A 21197-nucleotide genomic window follows, 5' to 3' on the forward strand; every position below is an offset into this window, starting at 1 on the left:
CGTGCTTGGCGGCGAGCACGGGCCCCGCACCCGTCGTCAGCAGCGCCGCAGATCCTCGGTGAGAGTGCCCTGGGCGGTCCTCAGGCTCCGGTCGTAGCAGCCGTCGGAGCCGTACAGACGGTAGCGCTCGGCGGAGGTGCCGGTGGCGTGCCGCTGGTCGCGCGGGACGTTCATGGTCCAGGAGGCGTCGCCCCGGTAGGTGTCGTCCAGATGCGAGAAGGAGGCGGTCCGGCCGCCGCGCAGGGTGGCGGAGTCCGCGCGGTCCCCGAGGGTGATCACGGTCCGCAGCCGGTTGTCCGCGCCGATGGTGATGGTGCCGTCCATCGTGTACGTACGGTGCACGCGCGCGGTGACGGCAGGGCCGCGCCCGTCCGTGGTGACCGCGCTGTCATCGGTCCAACTCCCCTTCAGGGCGTCGGTGTTCTCGCCCTCGGTCCAGCGGTGGACCGTGTCGGCGGCGACGCCGCGGGCGACCGTGGTGGTGACGCGGCCGTGCGAGGTGTCCACATAACCCGCCGTGGTCAGCCGGTGGCCCGCCTTCGCGTCGAGGCGCAGTTCGGTTCCGGGCGTGTAGGTGGTGGAGTCGGTGGGCGCGCTCTCCTCGTGGCGGGTGAGCGCCCCGGTGACGACCTCGCTGCCCCGGTCCTGCCAGACCAGCACGTTGACCGGTGTCGACCAGCCGGACTGCCCCTCGGGGACCCCGGCCACCGACACCTCCACCTGGTGCGCGCGGCCGTCGTTGAGCAGCGCCGCGTACGGCGTCAGGTCGTACTCGATCGGCCGGACGTCGAAGGCGTGGGGCGCCGGGACGACGTACCAGAGGAAGGGGTTGGACCAGCCGCCGGTCCACACGTTCGGGAACGGTGAGGCGATTCCGGCGAGTCGGCCGTCGACCTTGATCCGCACCTCGCGGTTGGGTCCGGCGGCGGCCTTGCAGGAGTAGGGCGCGGGGTCGGGCACCGCGAGGTACCAGAACTCCTCGCAGCCGCCGCCCGAGCCGGTCGCGTACACCTCGGCGAGAATGCGTTCGGAGTTGCGCGGCGTGGTCAGCGTGGTGCCCTCCAGCGGCAGCACCTTGTCCGGCGTCGCGGCGGGCTTCACGCGGCCCTCGGCGGCGTAGAACGTCAGCGTGACCTTGACGTCGATCACGCCGGTGTACGTCTCGTCGACAACGTTGCCGATGAGCATCTCCACGGGCTGCGCCGAGCGGAAGGTGTCGCTGTAGCGGGTGACGTCCTTCTCCACGTTCCAGGCGATGCCGTCCGGCGAGGGCTCGGGCGTCGACGTCCGCAGCACCTCGACGCCGCCGACGTGGAGGTAGCCGAGGCGGTCGTACTGCCTGCCCTTGACGGTGCCGTCGAGCCGCAGCACCACCTTGCTCCACCGTTCGCCGCACCCCTTGGGCGGCGCGTAACTCCCCTTGTACGGCGTGAAGTCGCGGAACTGCGCCTGCGCCAGGGTGACTTGGCAGCCGCGGGTGTGCGGGACGGCGACCGGCGGCGCCGCGGTGACCGGGTCGTGCCAGTCGGTGCCGAACTCGGCGGGCGGCTCGGCCGGTTGGGCGGCCGCCGCGGCCGGGCCTGCGCCGAGCAGCGCGCCCGCCGCGAGTACCAGACCGCCGATCATGGACATGATCCTGAGTGATCTCATGCGTCAGGAGTGAAGCGCGAGCGGGCGCCGTGCGCCAGGGGTGGACCGCCGGTCTTGGCGTGTTCCGGTCTCCCGGACGCGAAAATCGTTTGCCCCGGGGCTCCGCCGAACGCGAACCTTGTTCGGTTTGAACCACTCTTTCCGATCCTTGGGACGTCATGCAGATTCGCGATCTTCCTTATACGGATCCAGGCGAACCGGACGTCCGCTCGGGTCCCCGCTTCCTGCTGTGGCTGGGCCGCGGCCAGCTCGCCGGACAGCTCAAGTCGCTGGCCTGGGGGCTGCTGCACCAGTGCGGCATCGCCGGGCTGCCGCTCGCCGTGGGCATCGCCGTCCAGGCCGTGATCGACCGCTCGGGGGCGCGGCTCGCGCTCGCGGGCGGCCTCCTCGCGCTGCTCGGTGTGGCCATCGCCGTCGGCGAGACCATGCTGCACCGCACCGCGGTGACCAACTGGATCACGGCCGCCGCACGCGTGCAGCAGCTGCTCGCGCGCAAGACCGCCGAGCTCGGTTCGGTGCTCACGCGCCGGGTCGCTGCGGGCGAGGTCGTGGCGGTCTCCACCAGCGACGTCGAGAAGATCGGCTGGTTCGTGGAGGCGCTGTCGCGGTTCGCGGCGGCCGCCGTGACACTGGTGATCATCTGTGTCGGCCTGGTGCTGTACCAGCCGGCCCTCGGCGTCGTGGTCGCCCTCGGCGTTCCCGTACTGGCCCTGGCCGTCCTGCCGTTGCTGCCGCACGCCACCCGGCGGGCCGACGTCCAGCGCGAGAAGGCGGGCCGCGCCACCGAGCTGGCCTCGGACACCGTGGCCGGGCTGCGGGTGCTGCGCGGCATCGGCGGCGAGGAGCTCTTCCTCGGCCGCTACCGCGAGGCCTCCCAGCAGGTCCGCGGGGCCGCCGTGCGCAGCGCCCGTATGTGGTCGCTGATCTCCGCGGTCCAGGTGCTGCTGCCGGGCCTGCTGCTGATCGCGGTGGTCTGGTACGGCGCTTCGCTGGCCCGCGACGGCCGGATCGAGGTCGGTGAACTGGTCACCGTCTACAGCGCGGTGACGCTGATGCTGTACCCGCTGCGCCACTTCGAGGAGATCGCCATGGCGTACTCCTTCTCGCGGCCCTCGGCCAAGCGCGCGGCCCGGGTGCTCGCGCTGAGCCGTTCCATCGACCCGTCCGGGACGGACACGGGGGTGCCGTCCCGGGCGGGTGCACAGGAGGCAGGGGCCGAGGGGCCGTCCGGCGACCTGTACGACCCGGCGAGCGGACTCCTCGCGCCCGAGGGCCGGTTCACGGCCGTGGTGTGCGGCGACCCGGACGCGGCCGGACGGCTGGCCGAGCGGCTGGGCGGGCACGCCGTCGAGGCCGACGGCCTGCCGTCCGCCCTGCTCGGCGGGGTCGCGCTCGACGGGCTCCCGCTGGATGCGGCACGGGCCGCCGTCCTGGTGCAGGACAAGGACCCGGTGCTGCTCTCCGGCACGCTCCACGAGCTCCTGGACGTGCCCTCGTCCGGAAAGGTCACGCCCGACGAGGCCCTGGCGGCGGCGCAGTGCGACGACGTCCTCGACGCGCTGGCGCAGGCGTCGGTGGACACCGACGGCGACCCGATGCGCACCCGGATCACCGAGCGCGGCCGGTCACTCTCCGGCGGCCAGCGCCAACGCCTGGCGCTGGCACGGTCGTTGGTGACCGACCCGGACGTGCTCGTCCTGGACGAGCCGACCTCGGCCGTCGACTCGCACACCGAGTCGCGGGTCGCGGGCGGCATCAAGCGGCTGCGCGCGGGCCGTACGACGGTGGTGTTCTCCTCGTCGCCGCTGCTGCTGGACCTGGCGGACCGGGTCGTCCTCGTGCACGACGGCGAGGTCGCCTCGGTCGGGGTGCACCGCGAGCTGCTGCACACCGACACCCGCTACCGCGCGGTGGTCACCCGCGAGACCGACGAAGAGACAGACGCACTTCAGACCTGGGAGGAGACGGCATGATCGGCGTGGCACCACCCGAGTACGACCCGGCGGCCCCGCGGTCGGCCACCACCCTGCCCGTGGGCACCCCGGCGACCGTCCTGGCGTACGTACGTGAGCTGATGCGGCGCCACCGTACGGCGTTCGCGCTGCTCGTCGGCGTCAACGCGATCGCGGTGATCGCCTCGATGGTCGGCCCGTATCTGCTCGGCGGCGTGGTCGAGGACCTGTCGAACGACGCACGGGACCTCCATCTGGAGCGCACGGCCGCGCTGTTCGCGCTCGCGCTGCTCGTGCAGACCCTGTTCGTCCGGCTGGTGCGGCTGCGCGGCGCGATGCTCGGCGAGGAGATGCTGGCCGATCTGCGCGAGGACTTCCTGGTGCGGTCGGTGGGGCTGCCGCCGGGCGTCCTGGAGCGGGCGGGCACCGGCGATCTGCTCTCCCGGATCACCACCGACATCGACCGGCTGTCCAACGCGATGCGCGAGGCCGTGCCGCAGCTGGCCATCGGGGTGGTGTGGGCGCTGCTGCTCCTGGGCGCGCTCGGCGTCACCGCGCCCCCGCTGGCGCTCGCGGTGCTGGTCGCCGCGCCGCTGCTGGTCACCGGGTGCCGCTGGTACTTCAAGCGGGCGCCCTCGGCGTACCGTTCGGAGACCGCCGGGTACGCGGCGGTCGCGGCCGTGCTCGCCGAGACCGTCGACGCGGGCCGGACCGTCGAGGCGCACCGGCTGGGCGAGCGCCGGATCGCGCTGTCCGAGCAGCGGATCACCGAGTGGACCGCGTGGGAGCGGTACACGCTGTGGCTGCGGTCGGTGCTCTTCCCGGTGATCAGCTTCACCCATATGACGATCATGCTCGCGGTGCTGATGATCGGCGGCACGTTCGTCCTCCACGACTGGCTGACGGTGGGCCAGTTGACCACCGGCGCGCTCCTCGCCCAGATGCTGGTCGAGCCGGTCGGCCTCATCCTGCGCTGGTACGACGAGCTCCAGGAGGCCCAGGTCTCGCTGGCCCGGCTCGTCGGCGTCCGGGAGATCGAGCCGGACGCGGGCGACGCCGAGGTGCGCCCGGACGGCCGGGACGTCGAGGCGGCCGGGGTGCGCTTCGGCTACCGCGAGGGCGTGGACGTACTGCACCAGGTCTCCCTGTCGGTGGCGCCGGGCACCCGGCTGGCCCTGGTGGGCCCGTCCGGCGCGGGCAAGTCCACGCTCGGGCGGCTGCTGGCGGGCATCTACGCCCCGCGCGAGGGCCGCGTCACGCTCGGCGAGGCGGAACTGTCGCGGATGCCCGCCGAGCGGGTGCGCGAGCATGTGGCGCTGGTCAACCAGGAGCACCATGTGTTCGTGGGCTCGCTGCGGGACAACCTGCTGCTCGCCCGGCAGGGCGCCGGGGACGCCGAGCTGTGGGCGGCCCTGGGCGCGGTCGACGCCGACGACTGGGCGCGGGCGCTCGACGACGGCCTGGACACCGAGGTCGGCTCCGGCGGGCTCTCCCTCACCCCGGCCCAGGCCCAGCAGATCGCGCTGGCCCGGCTCGTCCTGGCGGACCCGCACACGCTGGTCCTGGACGAGGCGACCTCGCTCCTGGACCCGCGCGCCGCACGGCACCTGGAGCGCTCGCTGGCCCGGGTGCTGGACGGCCGTACGGTCGTGGCGATCGCCCACCGGCTGCACACCGCGCACGACGCGGACGTGATCGCGGTGGTCGAGAACGGCCGCATCAGCGAGCTGGGCAGCCATGACGCCCTGGTCGAGGCGGACGGGGCGTACGCGGCGCTGTGGCGGTCCTGGCACGGGTGAGGCGCGACTGGGGGCGCGGCGGTCAGTCGGGGAAGGCATCTCCCGGACCGACCGCCTCCCGGGACAGACACTTCCCGATCGTGGTCAGCAGGGCGTCGGGGTCGACCGGCTTGGTCAGATACGCCGATGCGCCCGCCTCGATGCAGCGTTCGCGATCGCCCGGCATGGCCTTGGCGGTGAGCGCGATGACCGGCAGAGCCTCACGGCCCGGCATACGCCGGATCCGTGCCGTCGCCTCGTTGCCGTCCATGTGCGGCATCATCACGTCCATCAGGACGAGCGCGATGTCGGTGTGTCCTTCGAGCAGTTCGATGGCCTCCTGGCCGCTCTCGGCGTAGAGGACGCACAGCCCGTTCTTTTCGAGGACCGAGGTGAGGGCGAAGACATTGCGTACGTCGTCGTCGACCACCAGGACGTACTCGCCGTGAAAACTGCCGGTGAACGACGGAAGCAGGACCGACTTCGCCTGGGGCGGCGGCTCGGGCGGCGCTTCGGGGCCCGCCATGTCCACCGGCTCCCTCGGCAGGTCGAGGGTGAACGTCGAGCCCCGGCCGACCTCGCTCTCACAGCGGATCTCGCCGCCCAGCAGCCCGGCCATCTCGCGGCTGATGGTCAGACCGAGCCCCGTACCGCCGTATCTGCGGCTCGTCGTGCCGTCGGCCTGCTGGAACGCGTCGAAGATCATCTGGATTCTGTCGGCGGGGATGCCGATCCCCGAGTCCGAGACCGAGAACACCACGCGCTGGCCCGCCTGGCCGATCCGCAGCTCCACGGCCCCGTCCACATCGGTGAACTTCAGCGCGTTGGAGAGCAGGTTGCGCAGCACCTGGAGCAGCCGCTGCTCGTCGGTGTGCAGCTCGGCGGGGAGCCCGGGGGCCAGGCTCACGGAGAAGTGGAGCCCCTTCTCCGCCATCAGCGGGCGGAACATCGCGTCCACGTGGTCCACCAGCTGGGCCAGCCGGACCATGGCGGGGGAGATGTGCATCCGGCCCGCCTCGATGCTGGAGAGGTCCAGGATCTCGCTGATGAGCTGGAGCAGGTCGGAGCCCGCGCGGTGGATCGTCTCGGCGAACTCGACCTGCCGGGAGGAGAGGTTGCCGTCGACGTTGTCGGCCAGCAGCTTCGCGAGGATCAGCATGGAGTTCAGCGGAGTGCGCAGCTCGTGGGACATGTTGGCGAGGAACTCCGACCGGAACTGCATCGAGACCGCCAGCATCTCCGCCCGCTCCTCCAGGACCTGGCGGGCCTCCTCGATCTCGTGGTTCTTCACCTCGATGTCCCGGTTGGCGCGCGCGAGGAGCTCGGCCTTCTCCTCCAGCTCCGCGTTGGAGGCCTGGAGCGCCTTCATCTGCCGCTCGGTGCGCTCCTGTTCGACCAGCACCGCGAGGCTCCTGCGCGTCAGCGCCCCGACCTCCGGCGGAATGTCGTCAGGGCGCTCGTCCAGCCAGCGCTGCGCCTCCGCGACCCGAGCGGCGGACAGCAGGTCGCCCTCCGTCGCCCGCTCCTCCGCGACCGCCAGCCACTGCTGGAAGTCGGCGTCCTCGTCCACCCAGCCGGCCAGCCGCTGCCAGCCCCGGATCAGGGCCTCGTGGGCGATCTCCGCCGTGCCGGGCCCCTCCGGCCCCAGGACGACCAGACGCCGCTCGGGGTCGGCCATCAGCTGGGCCACGTACCAGTCGGCGCCGAGGTGCTCGCGCCGGGCCGCGACCCGTACCGCGCTGGCGGCGCCGCCCCGGGCCCGGATCATGGAGAGCAGGACGCGCCGGATGCGGGCCTCGTCCAGAGTCTGGGTCAAGAAGCGGTAGACCTGCTCGGCATGGCGGTTGAGGGCGCCCGAGACGCCGCCCAGGCCGTGGTAGCTGTCGAAGCTGATCCGGCGCTCGCGCTGCATCGGCCACAGCTCGGTCAGGGCGAACTCAAGGAGCGGCAGCCCGCCCGGCCCCTTGCTCGCCTCGGCCGCGACGGCCTCCGCCAGCCCCTCGGTGAAGGTCACTCCGGCGAGCGCGGCCGGCTCCACGATCACCCGGGTCAGCGCCGCCTCGTCGAGCGGGGACACGTTCAGCTGCCGGTCCTGCAGCCGTGGCCCGATGTCCGCCAGCTCCAGCAGATCGGGCAGGAAGTCGGAGCGCAGGGTGCAGACGAGGCGCACATCGGGGCTCTGCACCGTCTCGGGCGGCGGGAAGGTCTGCTGGAGGAAACGCACCGGGTCCGCCCCGTCCGCACCGGCGCTGAACACCTCCTCGAACTGGTCGCCGATGAGCGCGAGTCGGCGGCCCGAGAGCACCGACACCCGGGTCGCCACCGGCCAGAAGCCCTCTTCGCGCAGGGCGTGGCAGCGGTGCTCCAGCTGTTCGAGCGAGTGGTCGCCGCCGGGGCACTCCAGGTCGAGCAGCGCCCTGGCCAGCGTGTCGTACGGCGTGGCGCCCGGGCGGAAGGTGGCCACCGACCAGCCGTCCGCGCGCAGCCCCGGTTCGAGCCCGGCCGCCACCAGCGAGGACTTGCCGACCCCGGACGGGCCGGTGACCACGACCAGCGGCCGGTCCTTGACCATCGCCCGCAGCCCGGCGACCTCCCGCTCGCGGCCGACGAAGAGCCCGGCCCGGGCGTCGGCGGCGGTGAAGGACCGCAGGCCCCGGTAGGGACAGGGCGGCAGCATGCTGTCGCCGAGGACCTCGGGCCAGGCGGCCGACACCTCGGTCATGGGCACCGCGTACGCGTCGCCGGTGCGGCCCTGCCGCCCGGCGACCGCCAGCATCCCGACGACCGCGTCGCCCCACGCGTCGCCCACGATCACCGGGGCGCCACTGAAACCGGGCTGGGCGCGCAGCGCGGACTCGCTCTCGGCGTCGAGCTGGACCAGTCCCCCGCCGACCGCGCCCCGCAGCCGGCAGGACGACCAGGCGCCGTTGGCCGTACGGGACGGGCTCACCGGATAGCCGAACACCCCGGCCCGCACGTCCTCGGCCCCGCCGCCCCGCACCGCGACCAGCCGGGCGGGACCGGCGCCGACCGGCAGCGTGTCGCCCACCACGACGAGCCCGGCCGTGTCGCGCCCGCCGAGCCCGGGCGCCGCGGGCGGGTCCCAGGCGGCGACGCGGCACTCGCGCAGCGGGGCGCCCTCGGCGTCCCCCAGGAGGGGGAAGTCGACGCGGATCCTGGCGCTGTCCGGCGGCCGCTCGCGGTCGGCCATGTCCCGGCCGAGCGCCGCGTTGACCACATGGGCGCAGGTCACGATGTGTTTCTCGGCCACGACACAGCCGACTCCGGCCGCCATCGGGGGTTCGCCCGTGGCGTGCCGGATCCTGACGACGAACCCCTCCCGCCGGGTCATGCTCCGGCGCGATTCCCGACGAGCCGGACGGCGAAGTTCACCTCGGCCGTCCCCTTGGCGACGATCACGCCGGACTCGCCGTCGCCGCCGGTCCCGAACAGGGTTGACGCACCGCTGCCGCGCTCCGGCGCCATCATCAGAAACTGCCCCATGCGGTCGCCCCCGCCGCCCTCACTGCCGTACGAGCGCGGCGCGTCCGCCCGGAACGCGGGAGCCGCCGCGATGACGGGTCCCATCGTCGGCCACGGCGGGCCGCGGGCGCAGGCGGTTCACACAAACCCACCCGGGGCCGGGCCCGGCCCGCGGGCTCAGATGAAGTTGAGCGCCCCCGCCGCCCCGGCCCCGCCGAGCACCATGAACGCGGGCATCAGCACCTTCAGCTCGACCCAGCTCCCGGCCCGGAACCGCATCGCCTTCGGCGGGCCCAGCGGGTACCAGCGCTTGCGGCCCAGCGGGATCGGCCACAGGATCGGGCAGCCGGAGACGGTCAGCGCGTCCCCGATGTCGTGGACCAGGGCGCCGAGCACGATCGGCAGGCCCAGCCACAGGTACTCCTGGCCGGAGCCGGTGAAGAGCCAGTCCGAGCCGTTGCCGGGCTTGTCCAGGACCCCGGCCATGATCCAGGCGCCGGCCGCGCCGAGCAGCCACACCAGGACGTCGCTGGACATCCGCGCGGCCCGCCACAGCAGGCCCTCCACGGCGAGGACGACGTGCACGAAGAGGATGCCGAGGACGGCCCAGCGCCCGCCGAACACCGCCGCGGCCGAGGCGCCCGCCCCGATGAGGACGGCCCACAGCCAGGTGTGGGTCAGCGTGCGGTGGCCGCCGTTGCGGCGCGGGTCGCCGGGGCCCCGGGTCGCCTTGTAGACGGCGTGCGAGAGGTCGTCGACGATGCCGCACAGAGCCCGGGAGACCGGTCCGAAGGCGCGCGAGATGGTCGCGGACTTGTGGTCGAGGTCGGGCGCGAGCGCCGCCCCGGCGCTGATCAGCGCGCCGACGACGAGCACCGGCCAGGGCATGGCGTGCCCCGCGGCCGCGGTGGCGGCCCCCACCCCCAGCCAGGCCGCCGCTCCTGACAGTGAGTGCGCAGGTCCCATCATGACCGTGCCCCGCCCCTTTTCCTGTTGTCCCGTGGCCCAGTTGACGTCGCAGCCTATCGCTCTTGATCTTGTCGTCCTCCTCCGGTTCCCTCTCACGGGGTGAAGCCAGGCAAGATGGGGGCGTGACCCTTATCGATCAGCTGCCGCCGAGTGCCGACCCCGATGCCCTTTTCGAGGCCTTCTCCACCTGGGCCGAGGAGCGGGGCATCTCCCTGTACCCGGCGCAGGAGGAAGCCCTGATCGAGGTGGTCTCGGGCAACAACGTGATCCTCTCCACCCCCACCGGCTCGGGAAAGAGCCTGGTGGCGGCGGGTGCGCACTTCGCGGCGCTGGCCCGGGACGAGGTCACGTTCTACACCGCGCCGATCAAGGCGCTCGTCTCGGAGAAGTTCTTCGACCTCTGCAAGCTCTTCGGCACCGAGAACGTCGGCATGCTCACCGGCGACGCGTCCGTGAACGCGGACGCGCCGGTCATCTGCTGCACCGCCGAGGTCCTCGCCTCCATCGCGCTGCGCGACGGCAAGCACGCCGACATCGGCCAGGTCGTGATGGACGAGTTCCACTTCTACGCGGAGGCGGACCGCGGCTGGGCCTGGCAGATCCCGATCCTGGAACTGCCGCAGGCCCAGTTCGTCCTGATGTCGGCCACCCTCGGTGACGTCTCGATGTTCGAGAAGGACCTGACCCGGCGCACCGGCCGGGAGACCGCCGTGGTCCGCTCGGCGACCCGCCCGGTCCCGCTCTCGTACGAGTACGTCACCACGCCCATCACCGAGACGCTGACCGAGCTCCTGGAGACCAGGCAGTCGCCGGTCTACATCGTGCACTTCACCCAGGCCCAGGCGGTCGAGCGCGCGCAGTCGCTGATGTCGATCAACATGTGTACGCGCGAGGAGAAGGACGCCATCGCGGAGCTGATCGGCAACTTCCGCTTCACCACCAAGTTCGGCCAGAACCTCTCGCGCTATGTGCGCCACGGCATCGGCGTGCACCACGCGGGCATGCTGCCCAAGTACCGCCGCCTGGTGGAGAAGCTGGCGCAGGCGGGCCTGCTGAAGGTGATCTGCGGTACGGACACGCTGGGCGTCGGCGTCAACGTGCCCATCCGCACCGTGCTGTTCACCGCGCTCACCAAGTACGACGGCAACCGGGTGCGCACCCTGCGCGCCCGTGAGTTCCACCAGATCGCGGGCCGGGCCGGGCGGGCCGGGTTCGACACCGCCGGGTTCGTGGTCGCCCAGGCGCCCGAGCATGTCATCGAGAACGAGAAGGCGCTCGCCAAGGCGGGCGACGACCCGAAGAAGCGCCGCAAGGTGGTCCGCAAGAAGGCCCCCGAGGGCTTCGTGGCCTGGTCGGACACCACCTTCGAGAAGCTGATCGCCGCCGATCCCGAGCCGCTGACCTCGCGCTTCCGCGTCACCAACATCATGCTGCTCTCGGTGATCGCCCGGCCGGGCAACGCCTTCGAGGCGATGCGCCGTCTCCTGGAGGACAACCACGAGCCGCGCAAGGCGCAGCTGCGGCACATCCGCCGCGCCATCGCCATCTACCGCTCGCTGCTGGACGGCGGTGTGGTGGAGCAGCTGGACACCCCGGACGCCGAGGGCCGCACCATCCGGCTCACCGTCGACCTCCAGCAGGACTTCGCGCTCAACCAGCCGCTGTCCACGTTCGCCCTGGCCGCCTTCGACCTGCTCGACCCGGAGTCGCCCTCGTACGCGCTGGACATGGTCTCGGTGGTCGAGTCGACGCTCGACGACCCGCGCCAGATCCTCGCCGCCATGCAGAACAAGGCGCGCGGCGAGGCCGTCGGGCAGATGAAGGCGGACGGCGTCGAGTACGAGGAGCGCATGGAGCGGCTCCAGGACATCTCGTACCCGAAGCCGCTGGAGGAGCTGCTGTGGCACGCGTACAACGTCTACAAGAAGTCGCACCCGTGGGTGGGCGACCACCCGGTCTCGCCGAAGTCCGTCATCCGTGACATGTACGAACGGGCGCTCACCTTCACGGAGTTCACCTCCTGGTACGAGCTGGCGCGCACCGAGGGCATCGTCCTGCGCTATCTGGCGAGCGCGTACAAGGCGCTCGACCACACCATCCCGGACGACCTGAAGACCGAGGACCTGGAGGACCTGATCGCCTGGCTCGGCGAGATGGTCCGCCAGGTCGACTCCAGCCTGCTCGACGAGTGGGAGCAGCTCGCCAACCCGGAGATCGAGACGGCCGAGCAGGCCCAGGAGAAGGCCGACGAGGTCAAGCCGGTCACGGCGAACGCCCGCGCCTTCCGCGTCCTGGTGCGCAACGCGATGTTCCGCCGGGTGGAGCTGGCCGCGCTCGACAACGTGGCCGCGCTCGGCGAGCTGGACGCGGAGTCCGGCTGGGACGCGGACGCGTGGGGCGACGCGATGGACAAGTACTGGGACGAGTACGAGGACCTGGGCACCGGCCCCGACGCGCGCGGCCCCAAGCTGCTGGCGATCGAGGAGGATGCGGCGCACGGGCTGTGGCGTGTGCGGCAGACCTTCGCCGACCCGAACGGCGACCATGGCTGGGGCATCAGCGCGGAGGTCGACCTCGCGGCCTCCGACGAGGAGGGCCGGGCGGTGATCCGGGTGACGGACGTAGGCGAGCTGTGATCACGAGAGTGGAGACGGACCCATGACGAACCCCGCCGAAAGACTCGTCGATCTGCTCGACCTGGAGCAGATCGAGGTCGACATCTTCCGCGGCCGCAGCCCGCAGGAGTCCCTGCAGCGCGTCTTCGGCGGCCAGGTGGCCGGGCAGGCGCTGGTGGCGGCCGGGCGCACCACGGACGGCGAGCGCCCGGTGCACTCGCTGCACGCCTACTTCCTGCGCCCCGGCCGCCCCGGCGTCCCGATCGTCTACCAGGTCGAGCGGGTCCGGGACGGCCGGTCGTTCACCACCCGCCGGGTCACCGCGGTCCAGCAGGGCCGCACGATCTTCAATCTGACGGCGTCCTTCCACCAGCCGGAGCCGGGCAGCATCGAGCACCAGCTGCCGCCGCGCCATCTGGTGCCGCCGGACACGCTCCCAAAGCTCGTGGACGAGATCCGCGAGCACCTGGGCGCCCTGCCGGAGGCCCTGGAGCGGATGGCGCGCCGCCAGCCCTTCGACATCCGATATGTGGACCGGCTGCGCTGGACCCCGGACGAGATCAAGGACGCGGACCCGCGCAGCGCGGTGTGGATGCGCGCGGTCGGCCCGCTGGGCGACGACCCGCTGGTGCACACCTGCGCGCTGACCTACGCGTCCGACATGACACTGCTCGACGCGGTCCGCATCCCGGTCGAGCCGCTGTGGGGCCCCCGGGGCTTCGACATGGCCTCGCTCGACCACGCGATGTGGTTCCACCGGCCGTTCCGGGCCGACGAGTGGTTCCTGTACGACCAGGAGTCCCCCATCGCGACCGGCGGCCGGGGCCTGGCCCGCGGCCGCATCTACGACCGCGAGGGCCGGCTGCTGGTGTCGGTGGTCCAGGAGGGCCTGTTCCGCCCGCTGCCGACCGGCGACTGACCGGTCCGTATCCCCTTACATCCCCACATCCCCCTGTTACGAGGAGTCTGCCGATGAGCCTGTACGACATCCCGCTGCGCACCCTGTCCGGCGAGCCCACCTCGCTGGCCGACTACAAGGGCAAGGCGGTGCTGGTCGTGAACGTGGCGTCCAAGTGCGGTCTGACCCCGCAGTACGCCGGTCTGGAGCGCCTCCAGGCGCAGTACGGCGAGCGCGGCTTCACCGTACTCGGCGTGCCCTGCAACCAGTTCGGCGCCCAGGAGCCCGGCAGCGCCGAGGAGATCCAGACGTTCTGCTCGGCGACGTACGGAGTGACGTTTCCGCTCCTGGAGAAGACGGACGTGAACGGCGACGGCCGCCACCCGCTGTACCAGCGCCTCATCGAGGTCGCGGACGCGGACGGCGAGGCCGGTGACATCCAGTGGAACTTCGAGAAGTTCCTGCTCTCCCCCGCCGGCGAGGTGGTCGCCCGGATCCGTCCGCGCACCGAGCCGGAGGCCCCGGAGCTCGTCGCGGCGATCGAGGCGCAGCTGCCGGTCTGATCCACCGCTGTCCGGTCCACACTGTCCGGCCCGCCGGGGAAACAACGCGGCTCCGTTCCCGCCACACGGGAACGGAGCCGGTCTCCTGGCCGGTGGGGAGGTTAGCGGATCGGCATGCCCGAGAGGGTGCGGGCGATCACGAGTCGCTGGATCTCGCTGGTGCCCTCGAAGATCGTGTAGATGGCCGCGTCGCGGTGCATGCGCTCCACCGGGTACTCGCGGGTGTAGCCGTTGCCGCCGAGGATCTGGATCGCCTGCGCGGTGACCTTCTTGGCGGTCTCGCTCGCGAACAGCTTGGACATCGAGCCCTCGGCGGAGGTGAAGGGCCGGCCCGCCGTGGCCATCCAGGAGGCGCGCCACACCAGCAGCCGGGCCGCGTCGATCTGCGTACGCATGTCGGCGAGCTGGAACGCGACGCCCTGGTTGTCGATGATCGGGCGGCCGAACTGCTCGCGGCCCTTGGCGTATTCGAGCGCGTAGTCGTAGGCGGCGCGGGCCGTGCCGACCGCCATGGCGCCGACGGCCGGGCGGGAGGCCTCGAAGGTGGCCATGGCGGCGTTCTTCACCCGCTCGCCGCCGCCGGCCCTGACCTTCTCGCGGGCCCGGGCGAGCCGCTCGTCGAGCTTCTCCTTGCCGCCGAGCAGGCAGTGCCCGGGGACGCGGACGTCTTCGAGCACGACCTCGGCGGTGTGCGAGGCGCGGATGCCGTGCTTCTTGAACTTCTGCCCCTGGGACAGACCGGGGGTGTTCGGCGGCACGATGAACGAGGCGTGCCCCTTGGAGCCGAGCTCCGGGTCGACGACCGCGACCACGACGTGCACATTGGCGATGCCGCCGTTGGTGGCCCAGGTCTTGGTGCCGTTGAGGACCCACTCGTCCTTGGCCTCGTCGTACACGGCCTTGGTCCGCATGGAGGCGACGTCGGATCCCGCGTCCGGCTCGGAGGAGCAGAAGGCGGCGACCTTCACGTCGTCCACGTCGCCGTACATCTGGGGTATCCAGGTGCCGATCTGCTCCTCGGTGCCGTTGGCGAGGACGCCGACGGCGGCGAGGCCGGTCCCGACGATCGACAGGGCGATGCCCGCGTCGCCCCAGAACAGCTCCTCCATGGCGACCGGGATACCGAGACCGGTCGGGTCGAAGAACTGCTGGGCGTAGAAGTCCAGGGAGTAGATTCCGACCTTGGCGGCTTCCTGGATCACCGGCCAGGGGGTCTCCTCGCGCTCGTCCCACTCCGCGGCGGCGGGCCGGATGACGTCCTTCGCGAACCCGTGCAACCAGTCCCTGACCTGCTTCTGGTCGTCGTTGAGCTCCATCGTGAACTCAGCCATGTCCCCTCCACCACTTCCCGTGCCACAGTCAAGCGTTACTTGCGGTAACGGCAGTATGTTACTGGCCGGTAGAGCCTGTCAACCGACCATCGCTCGATCAGCGCGAGACCTGGCCCAAGTGTTACGTTGCGCAGGCATTCCGGATCGCGGAACAACGCAAGACGCAGGACGAGTACGGGCGGGGAGACGAAGCCATGGAGACCACACACCAGGCCGAGCAGCAGCGGACGTCGGCCGAGAGCCGTCGGCGGGAACTGCTGGAGGCGGCGGACCGGGTGGTGCTCCGGGACGGCCCCAAGGCGTCGATGAACGCGATCGCCGCGGAGGCGGGGATCACCAAGCCGATCCTGTACCGGCACTTCGGGGACAAGGGCGGGCTCTACCGGGCGCTGGCGCAGCGCCACACGGACGCGCTGCTCGCGGCGCTGCGGGCGGCGCTGGACGCGCCCGCGGAGCGCCGCGAGCGGGTCGAGTCGACGCTGGAGACGTATCTCGTGGCGATCGAGGCGCGGCCGCAGGTGTACCGCTTCCTGATGCACCCCGCAGAGGAGACCGGCAGCGGTGAGCACGCCGGGTTCGACGTGGGACGGCACTCCGCGCCGCTGCTGCGGCGGATGGGCGAGGAGCTGGGCGTGGTGATCGCCGAGCGGATCGACCTGGGTCCGGGGAGCGAGGCGCTGGCGCGGGTGTGGGGCCACGGGATCGTCGGCATGATGCATGCGGCGGGCGACTGGTGGCTGGGCGAACGCCCCTGCTCGCGGGCGGAGTTGGTACGGGGTCTGGCGGACCTGCTGTGGGGCCGCCTGGCCGCGGCGGCGGACCGCGCGGGCGGCCCGGGCTTCTGAGCCCCACCCCTCCCGTCCGGGGGCTTCGCCCCCGGACCCCGCAGGTCTCAGTCGTCTGCAGACCGTCCGTGGCTGGTCGCGCAGTTCCCCGCGCCCCTAACTACCCAGGGGCGCGGGGCTGTGACATTTGCGGCTCCGCCGCGCGGGCGCGAGCAACCCACCACGGTCCGCAGCCAAACTCAGGGGGTCCGGGGCCGAAGCCCCCGGCCACCCCACGGCGCCCGCCGCACCCCCCGCTCCAGCCGCGCCTTCCGCCACCCCGTCAAGCGGTCCGCGTACACGACCCCCTCCAGGTGGTCCATCTCGTGCTGGAGGCACCGCGCGAAGAACCCGGTGCCCGAGATCCGTACGGGCGCGCCCGAGACCGTCGAGCCCTCCACCACCGCCGAGTCGTACCGCTCCGTCCCCGCTTCGAGGCCCGGCAGGGACAGGCACCCCTCCGGCCCCCGCAGCACGAGCCCGTCCGCCGTCACCAGGCGCGGGTTGACGACGTGTCCGAGGTGGCGGACGTCCTCGTCGTCGGGGCAGTCGTAGACGAACACCCGCAGCCCCACGCCGATCTGATTGGCCGCGAGCCCCACCCCCTGAGCCGCGTACATCGTCGCGAAGAGGTCCTCGACCAGCCGGCCGAGGGCCGGACCGAAGTCGGTGACGGGCTCGCAGGGGGTGTGCAGAGCGGGGGCGCCGAGGAGAGACATCTCTCGTACGGAGCCGGAACTGCCGGGAATGGGACGGTGACGCATGGTCGTAAGCGTACGTTCCAGGGGGCTCGCGGCCGCGCCGGTGGTGGCGCGGTTCGGGCCGCTGTCCGGATCTCGATAGGCTGAGGTCCGACCCAGGCGCAAGGAGGATCAAGGACGATGGCAGGCAACGCGGAGCCGCTGTCACCGCGGGCCAAGCTCGCCGTGACGGCGGGCAAGGCCGCTGCGGCGGTGTCGCGCGCGGCGGGGCGGGGCAGTGGATCGGTGATCGGCGGCCGGGTGGCGCTCAAGCTGGACCCCGATCTGCTGGGGCGGCTGGCGACTCACCTGGACGTGGTCCTGGTCTCGGCGACGAACGGCAAGACGACGACGACCCGGCTCATCGCCGAGGCGCTGCGGGCCAGCGGCCCGGTGGTGTCCAACGCGCTGGGCGCCAACATGCCCGCGGGCATCACCTCGGCGCTGGCGGGCGGCTCGGACGCCCGCTACGGCGTGATCGAGGTGGACGAGAAGTACCTCGCGGGTGTCGCGCGCGATGTGACGCCCAAGGCGATCGCGCTGCTCAACCTGAGCCGCGACCAGCTCGACCGGGCCGCCGAGACCCGGATGCTCGCCGAGAAGTGGCGCGAGGGGCTCCAGGGCACCAAGGCCGTGGTGATCGCCAACGCCGACGACCCGCTGGTCGTGTGGGCGGCGTCGTCCTCCCCCAACGTGGTGTGGGTGGCGGCGGGCCAGGAGTGGAAGGACGACGCCTGGTCGTGCCCCGCCTGCGGCGGTGTGATGCAGCGCCCCGGCGACGACTGGTTCTGCGGTGAGTGCGGCTTCCGCCGCCCCGCCCCGAGCTGGGTGCTCAACGGCGACTACGTCCTGGACCCGCACGGTTCGGCCTGGCCGATCCACCTCCAGCTGCCCGGCCGCGCCAACAAGGCCAACGCCGCCACCTCCGCCGCGGTCGCCGCGGTCTTCGGGGTGCCGCCGCAGGTCGCCCTGGAGCGGATGTACCAGGTGCAGGCGGTCGCGGGGCGCTACGACGTGGTGTCCTTCCAGGACCGCGAGCTGCGGCTGCTGCTGGCCAAGAACCCGGCAGGCTGGCTCGAAACGTTTTCCCTGATCGACCCGCCGCCCACGCCGGTGATCCTCTCCGTCAACGCCCGCGGCGCCGACGGCACGGACACCTCGTGGCTGTGGGACGTCGACTACACCCGGCTCGCCGGTCACCCGATCTTCGTGATCGGCGACCGCAAGCTGGACCTGGCGGTCCGCCTGGAGGTCGCGAACCTGGACTTCCGGGTCTGCGAGAGCCTCGCGGAGTGCGTCCAGCTCGCGCCGCCCGGCCAGATCGAGCTGATCGCCAACTACACCGCCTTCCAGGACGTGCGCCGCACGGTCGGCAACTGAGACCCCCTAAGGAGCAAGCGAGCATGAGCGACAACAGCCTGCGCCTCGTGTGGGTCTACCCCGACCTGCTGAGCACCTACGGCGACCAGGGCAACGCGCTGGTCGTGGAGCGCCGGGCCCGTCAGCGCGGCCTCGACGTGGCCCGCCTCGACGTCCGCAGCGACCAGCCGGTGCCGTCGTCGGGCGACATCTATCTGATCGGCGGCGGCGAGGACCGGCCGCAGCGGCTGGCGGCCGAGCGGCTGCGCCGCGACGGCGGGCTCCAGCGCGCCGCCGCCAACGGCGCCATCATCTTCTCGGTCTGCGCCGGGTACCAGATCCTGGGCCACGAGTTCATCAACGACCTCGGCGAGCGCGAGCCGGGCCTCGGCCTGCTCGACGTGGTCTCCACCCGGGGCGAGGGCGAGCGGTGCGTCGGCGACGTGCTGGGCGACATCGACGAGCGGCTCGGCCTTCCGCAGTTGACCGGCTTCGAGAACCACCAGGGCATCACGCACCTGGGTCCCACGGCCCGTCCGTTCGCCCGGGTCCGCCTGGGCCGGGGCAACGGCACCGGCGACGGCACCGAGGGCGCGTACAACGAGACGGTCTTCGGCACGTACATGCACGGCCCCGTGCTCGCGCGGAACCCGCAGATCGCGGACCTGCTGCTGAAGCTGGCCCTCGATGTGAACGCGCTGCCGCCGACCGACGACCGGTGGTACGAGGCGCTGCGCGCCGAGCGCATCGCCTCCGCGACCCAGCCCGCCTGACCCGGAATCAGGCACCCGGACGGCGATTCGTAGCTTCGTACGACGTCCATCAGTCGGACCGCTGATTCGGCCCCGCCACCCTGCGCCGGTAGGGTGGCGGGGATCCAACCGGACGACGGGGTCCGGTCGTCGGCCCACGTTGCAAAGGTTTTCCGGGCAATGCGAATTGGTGTACTCACCTCCGGCGGCGACTGCCCCGGCCTGAACGCCGTCATCCGTTCCGTCGTGCACCGCGCGGTGGTCGACCACGGCGACGAGGTCATCGGCTTCCACGACGGCTGGAAGGGTCTCCTGGAGGCCGACTACCGCAAGCTCGACCTGGACGCGGTCGGCGGCATCCTCGCCCTCGGCGGCACGATCCTCGGCTCCTCCCGCGTCCAGCCCGCGCATCTGCGCGACGGCGTCGAGCGCGCCAAGGGCCACGTCGCCGAGCTCGGCCTCGACGCGATCATCCCGATCGGCGGCGAGGGCACGCTCAAGGCGGCCCATCTGCTCTCCGAGGCGGGCCTGCCCATCGTCGGCGTGCCGAAGACCATCGACAACGACATCGCCTCGACCGACGTCACCTTCGGTTTCGACACGGCCGTCGGCGTCGCCACCGAGGCCCTGGACCGCCTCAAGACCACCGCGGAGTCGCACCAGCGCGTGCTGATCGTCGAGGTCATGGGCCGCCACACCGGCTGGATCGCCCTGCACTCGGGCATGGCCGCCGGCGCCCACGCGATCGTCGTCCCGGAGCGCCCCTTCGACATCGACGAGCTGACCGAGCTGGTCGGCCGCCGGTTCTCGGCGGGCAAGAAGTTCGCGATCGTGGTCGTCGCCGAGGGCGCCAAGCCGCGCGAGGGCTCGATGCGCTTCGACGCGGGCGGCACCGACATCTACGGCCACGAGCGCTTCGCGGGCGTCGCCAGCCAGCTCTCCGTGGAGCTGGAGCGGCGGCTGAACAAGGAGGCCCGCGCGGTCATCCTCGGCCACGTCCAGCGCGGCGGCACCCCGACCGCGTACGACCGCGTCCTGGCCACCCGGTTCGGCTGGCACGCCGTGGAGGCCGTGCACCGCCGCGAGTTCGGGATGCTGACCGCGCTGCGCGGCACCGACATCACCATGGTCCCGCTCGCCGAGGCGACGGCGACGCTCAAGACCGTCCCGGCCGAGCGGTACGCCGAGGCGGAGTGCGTCCTGTAGCACCCGGATTGTTCTGCGCCCAAAGAGCCGCCCCCGGTCGCGATCGCGGCCGGGGGCGGCTCTACTCTGGGTGCGGACAACCGGTACGAAATCAGGAGTCAGCGGATGGATCACAGCGGGCACGGCATGGGCATGAACATGGATCTGCCGCCGTTCACGCTGGAGCGCGGCCTGGAGTGGTCCACGGACCCGTTCTTCCTGATCGGCTGTCTCGCGGGGCTCGGGCTGTACGGCTGGGCGGTGCTGCGGCTGCGCAGGCGCGGCGACTCCTGGCCGGTGAGCCGGATGGTCTTCTGGACCCTCGGCGTGCTGAGCATCGCCCTGGTGATGTGCACCAAGCTCAATGACTACGGCATGGTCATGTTCAGCGTGCACATGGTCCAGCACATGGTCATCAGCATGCTCTCGCCGATCCTGCTGCTGCTCGGCGCGCCGGTGACGCTGACGCTGCGCGCGCTGCCGGTCGCCGGACGCGGCCGCAAGGGCCCGCGCGAGCTGCTGCTCGCCCTGCTGCACAGCCGCTATCTGAAGGTGATCACGCATCCCGCGTTCACCATCCCGATGTTCATCGCGAGCCTCTACGCGCTCTACTTCACCCCGCTCTTCGACTTCCTGATGGGTTCGAGGACCGGCCACATCGCGATGATGGTCCACTTCCTCGCCGTCGGCCTGGTCTTCTTCTGGCCGATCATGGGCGTCGACCCGGGCCCGCACCGCCCCGGCTACATCATGCGGATGCTGGAGCTCTTCGCGGGCATGCCGTTCCACGCCTTCTTCGGCATCGCCCTGATGATGGCGACCCAGCCGATGATCGGCACGTACAAGAACCCGCCCTCCTCGCTCGGCATCGACGCGCTCGCCGACCAGGAGGCGGCCGGCGGCATCGCCTGGGCGTTCAGCGAGATCCCGTCCGTGGTGGTCCTGATCGCGCTGGTCTTCCAGTGGTACGCGACCGAGAAGCGCGAGGCCAAGCGCCAGGACCGGGCCGCCGACCGCGACGGCGACAAGGAGCTGGCCGCCTACAACGCCTATCTGGCCTCGCTCAACGCACGCGGGCAGTAACACCCGGTGCGCCGC

General features: G+C 71.9%; 15 protein-coding genes and 2 pseudogenes. 10 read left to right on the forward strand and 7 right to left on the reverse strand.

Annotated features, from left to right (window positions below; genetic code table 11):
• Positions 1–36 precede the first annotated feature (36 nt).
• Positions 37–1650, reverse strand: coding sequence for a peptide-N4-asparagine amidase (locus BX283_RS09285; RefSeq protein WP_306822797.1), 1614 nt, complete (start codon positions 1648–1650; stop codon positions 37–39).
• A gap of 158 nt (positions 1651–1808) precedes the next feature.
• Between BX283_RS09285 and BX283_RS09290 the strand changes: the two genes are divergently transcribed.
• Both BX283_RS09290 and BX283_RS09295 read left to right on the forward strand, forming a co-directional pair.
• On the forward strand, positions 1809–3623 hold the full coding sequence (locus tag BX283_RS09290; RefSeq protein WP_101387160.1) for an ABC transporter ATP-binding protein: 1815 nt from the start codon (positions 1809–1811) through the stop codon (positions 3621–3623).
• Complete coding sequence (locus BX283_RS09295) at positions 3620–5401, forward strand: ABC transporter ATP-binding protein (RefSeq protein ID WP_101387161.1); 1782 nt, start codon at positions 3620–3622, stop codon at positions 5399–5401. The genes BX283_RS09290 and BX283_RS09295 overlap by 4 nt, the downstream gene beginning before the upstream one ends.
• Before the next feature lie 22 nt (positions 5402–5423).
• On the opposite strand, the pseudogene BX283_RS41510 reads toward BX283_RS09295, so the two are convergent.
• The 4 genes and pseudogenes from BX283_RS41510 to BX283_RS09310 form a co-directional block, all read right to left on the reverse strand.
• A pseudogene (locus BX283_RS41510) lies at positions 5424–6758 on the reverse strand (hybrid sensor histidine kinase/response regulator); the annotation flags it as partial.
• Positions 6759–6956: 198 nt separating this feature from the next.
• Positions 6957–8732, reverse strand: a pseudogene (locus BX283_RS42425) (AAA family ATPase); the annotation flags it as partial.
• Positions 8729–8968, reverse strand: a complete 240-nt coding sequence (locus BX283_RS09305) for a hypothetical protein (RefSeq protein WP_101387162.1) — start codon at positions 8966–8968, stop codon at positions 8729–8731. The gene BX283_RS09305 and the pseudogene BX283_RS42425, both read right to left, overlap by 4 nt.
• A 72-nt stretch (positions 8969–9040) precedes the next feature.
• Positions 9041–9832 carry a metal-dependent hydrolase gene (locus BX283_RS09310; protein ID WP_101387163.1) on the reverse strand — a complete coding sequence of 264 codons (792 nt, stop codon included), beginning with the start codon at positions 9830–9832 and terminating at the stop codon, positions 9041–9043.
• Positions 9833–9954: 122 nt separating this feature from the next.
• Between BX283_RS09310 and BX283_RS09315 the strand changes: the two genes are divergently transcribed.
• From BX283_RS09315 to BX283_RS09325, 3 genes are read left to right on the forward strand one after another with little or no spacing between them, the layout of a single operon-like run.
• Positions 9955–12468 (forward strand): DEAD/DEAH box helicase, encoded by a 2514-nt coding sequence (locus tag BX283_RS09315; RefSeq protein WP_373979152.1) that lies wholly within the window; start codon positions 9955–9957, stop codon positions 12466–12468.
• A gap of 22 nt (positions 12469–12490) precedes the next feature.
• Positions 12491–13366 carry an acyl-CoA thioesterase II gene (locus BX283_RS09320; protein WP_101387165.1) on the forward strand — a complete coding sequence of 292 codons (876 nt, stop codon included), beginning with the start codon at positions 12491–12493 and terminating at the stop codon, positions 13364–13366.
• Positions 13367–13419: 53 nt separating this feature from the next.
• Entirely contained in the window at positions 13420–13908 is a 489-nt protein-coding gene (locus tag BX283_RS09325; RefSeq protein WP_101387166.1) for a glutathione peroxidase, read from the forward strand.
• A gap of 101 nt (positions 13909–14009) precedes the next feature.
• On the opposite strand, the gene BX283_RS09330 is transcribed toward BX283_RS09325, so the two are convergent.
• On the reverse strand, positions 14010–15239 hold the full coding sequence (locus BX283_RS09330; protein ID WP_101387167.1) for an acyl-CoA dehydrogenase family protein: 1230 nt from the start codon (positions 15237–15239) through the stop codon (positions 14010–14012).
• A gap of 194 nt (positions 15240–15433) precedes the next feature.
• Here BX283_RS09330 and BX283_RS09335 point away from each other — a divergent pair, with 194 nt between their 5' ends.
• Positions 15434–16084, forward strand: coding sequence for a TetR family transcriptional regulator (locus BX283_RS09335; RefSeq protein WP_101387168.1), 651 nt, complete (start codon positions 15434–15436; stop codon positions 16082–16084).
• 179 nt (positions 16085–16263) lie between these two features.
• Here BX283_RS09335 and def read toward each other — a convergent pair whose 3' ends face one another.
• Complete coding sequence (def, locus tag BX283_RS09340) at positions 16264–16827, reverse strand: peptide deformylase (protein ID WP_101387169.1); 564 nt, start codon at positions 16825–16827, stop codon at positions 16264–16266.
• A 117-nt stretch (positions 16828–16944) separates the two neighbouring features.
• On the opposite strand from def, the gene BX283_RS09345 reads away from it, so the two are divergent.
• The 4 genes from BX283_RS09345 to BX283_RS09360 all read left to right on the forward strand — a co-directional run bounded on the left by BX283_RS09345 (position 16945) and on the right by BX283_RS09360 (position 21182).
• Positions 16945–18183: a MurT ligase domain-containing protein gene (locus BX283_RS09345; protein ID WP_101387170.1), complete on the forward strand. Its 1239-nt coding sequence runs from the start codon at positions 16945–16947 to the stop codon at positions 18181–18183.
• Positions 18184–18206: 23 nt separating this feature from the next.
• Positions 18207–18935 (forward strand): type 1 glutamine amidotransferase, encoded by a 729-nt coding sequence (locus tag BX283_RS09350; RefSeq protein WP_101387171.1) that lies wholly within the window; start codon positions 18207–18209, stop codon positions 18933–18935.
• Positions 18936–19094: 159 nt separating this feature from the next.
• Entirely contained in the window at positions 19095–20120 is a 1026-nt protein-coding gene (locus BX283_RS09355) for a 6-phosphofructokinase (protein WP_101387172.1), read from the forward strand.
• A 105-nt stretch (positions 20121–20225) separates the two neighbouring features.
• Positions 20226–21182: a cytochrome c oxidase assembly protein gene (locus BX283_RS09360; RefSeq protein WP_101387173.1), complete on the forward strand. Its 957-nt coding sequence runs from the start codon at positions 20226–20228 to the stop codon at positions 21180–21182.
• Positions 21183–21197 lie beyond the last annotated feature (15 nt).

Source organism: Streptomyces sp. TLI_146, assembly GCF_002846415.1.
GTDB lineage: Bacteria > Actinomycetota > Actinomycetes > Streptomycetales > Streptomycetaceae > Streptomyces.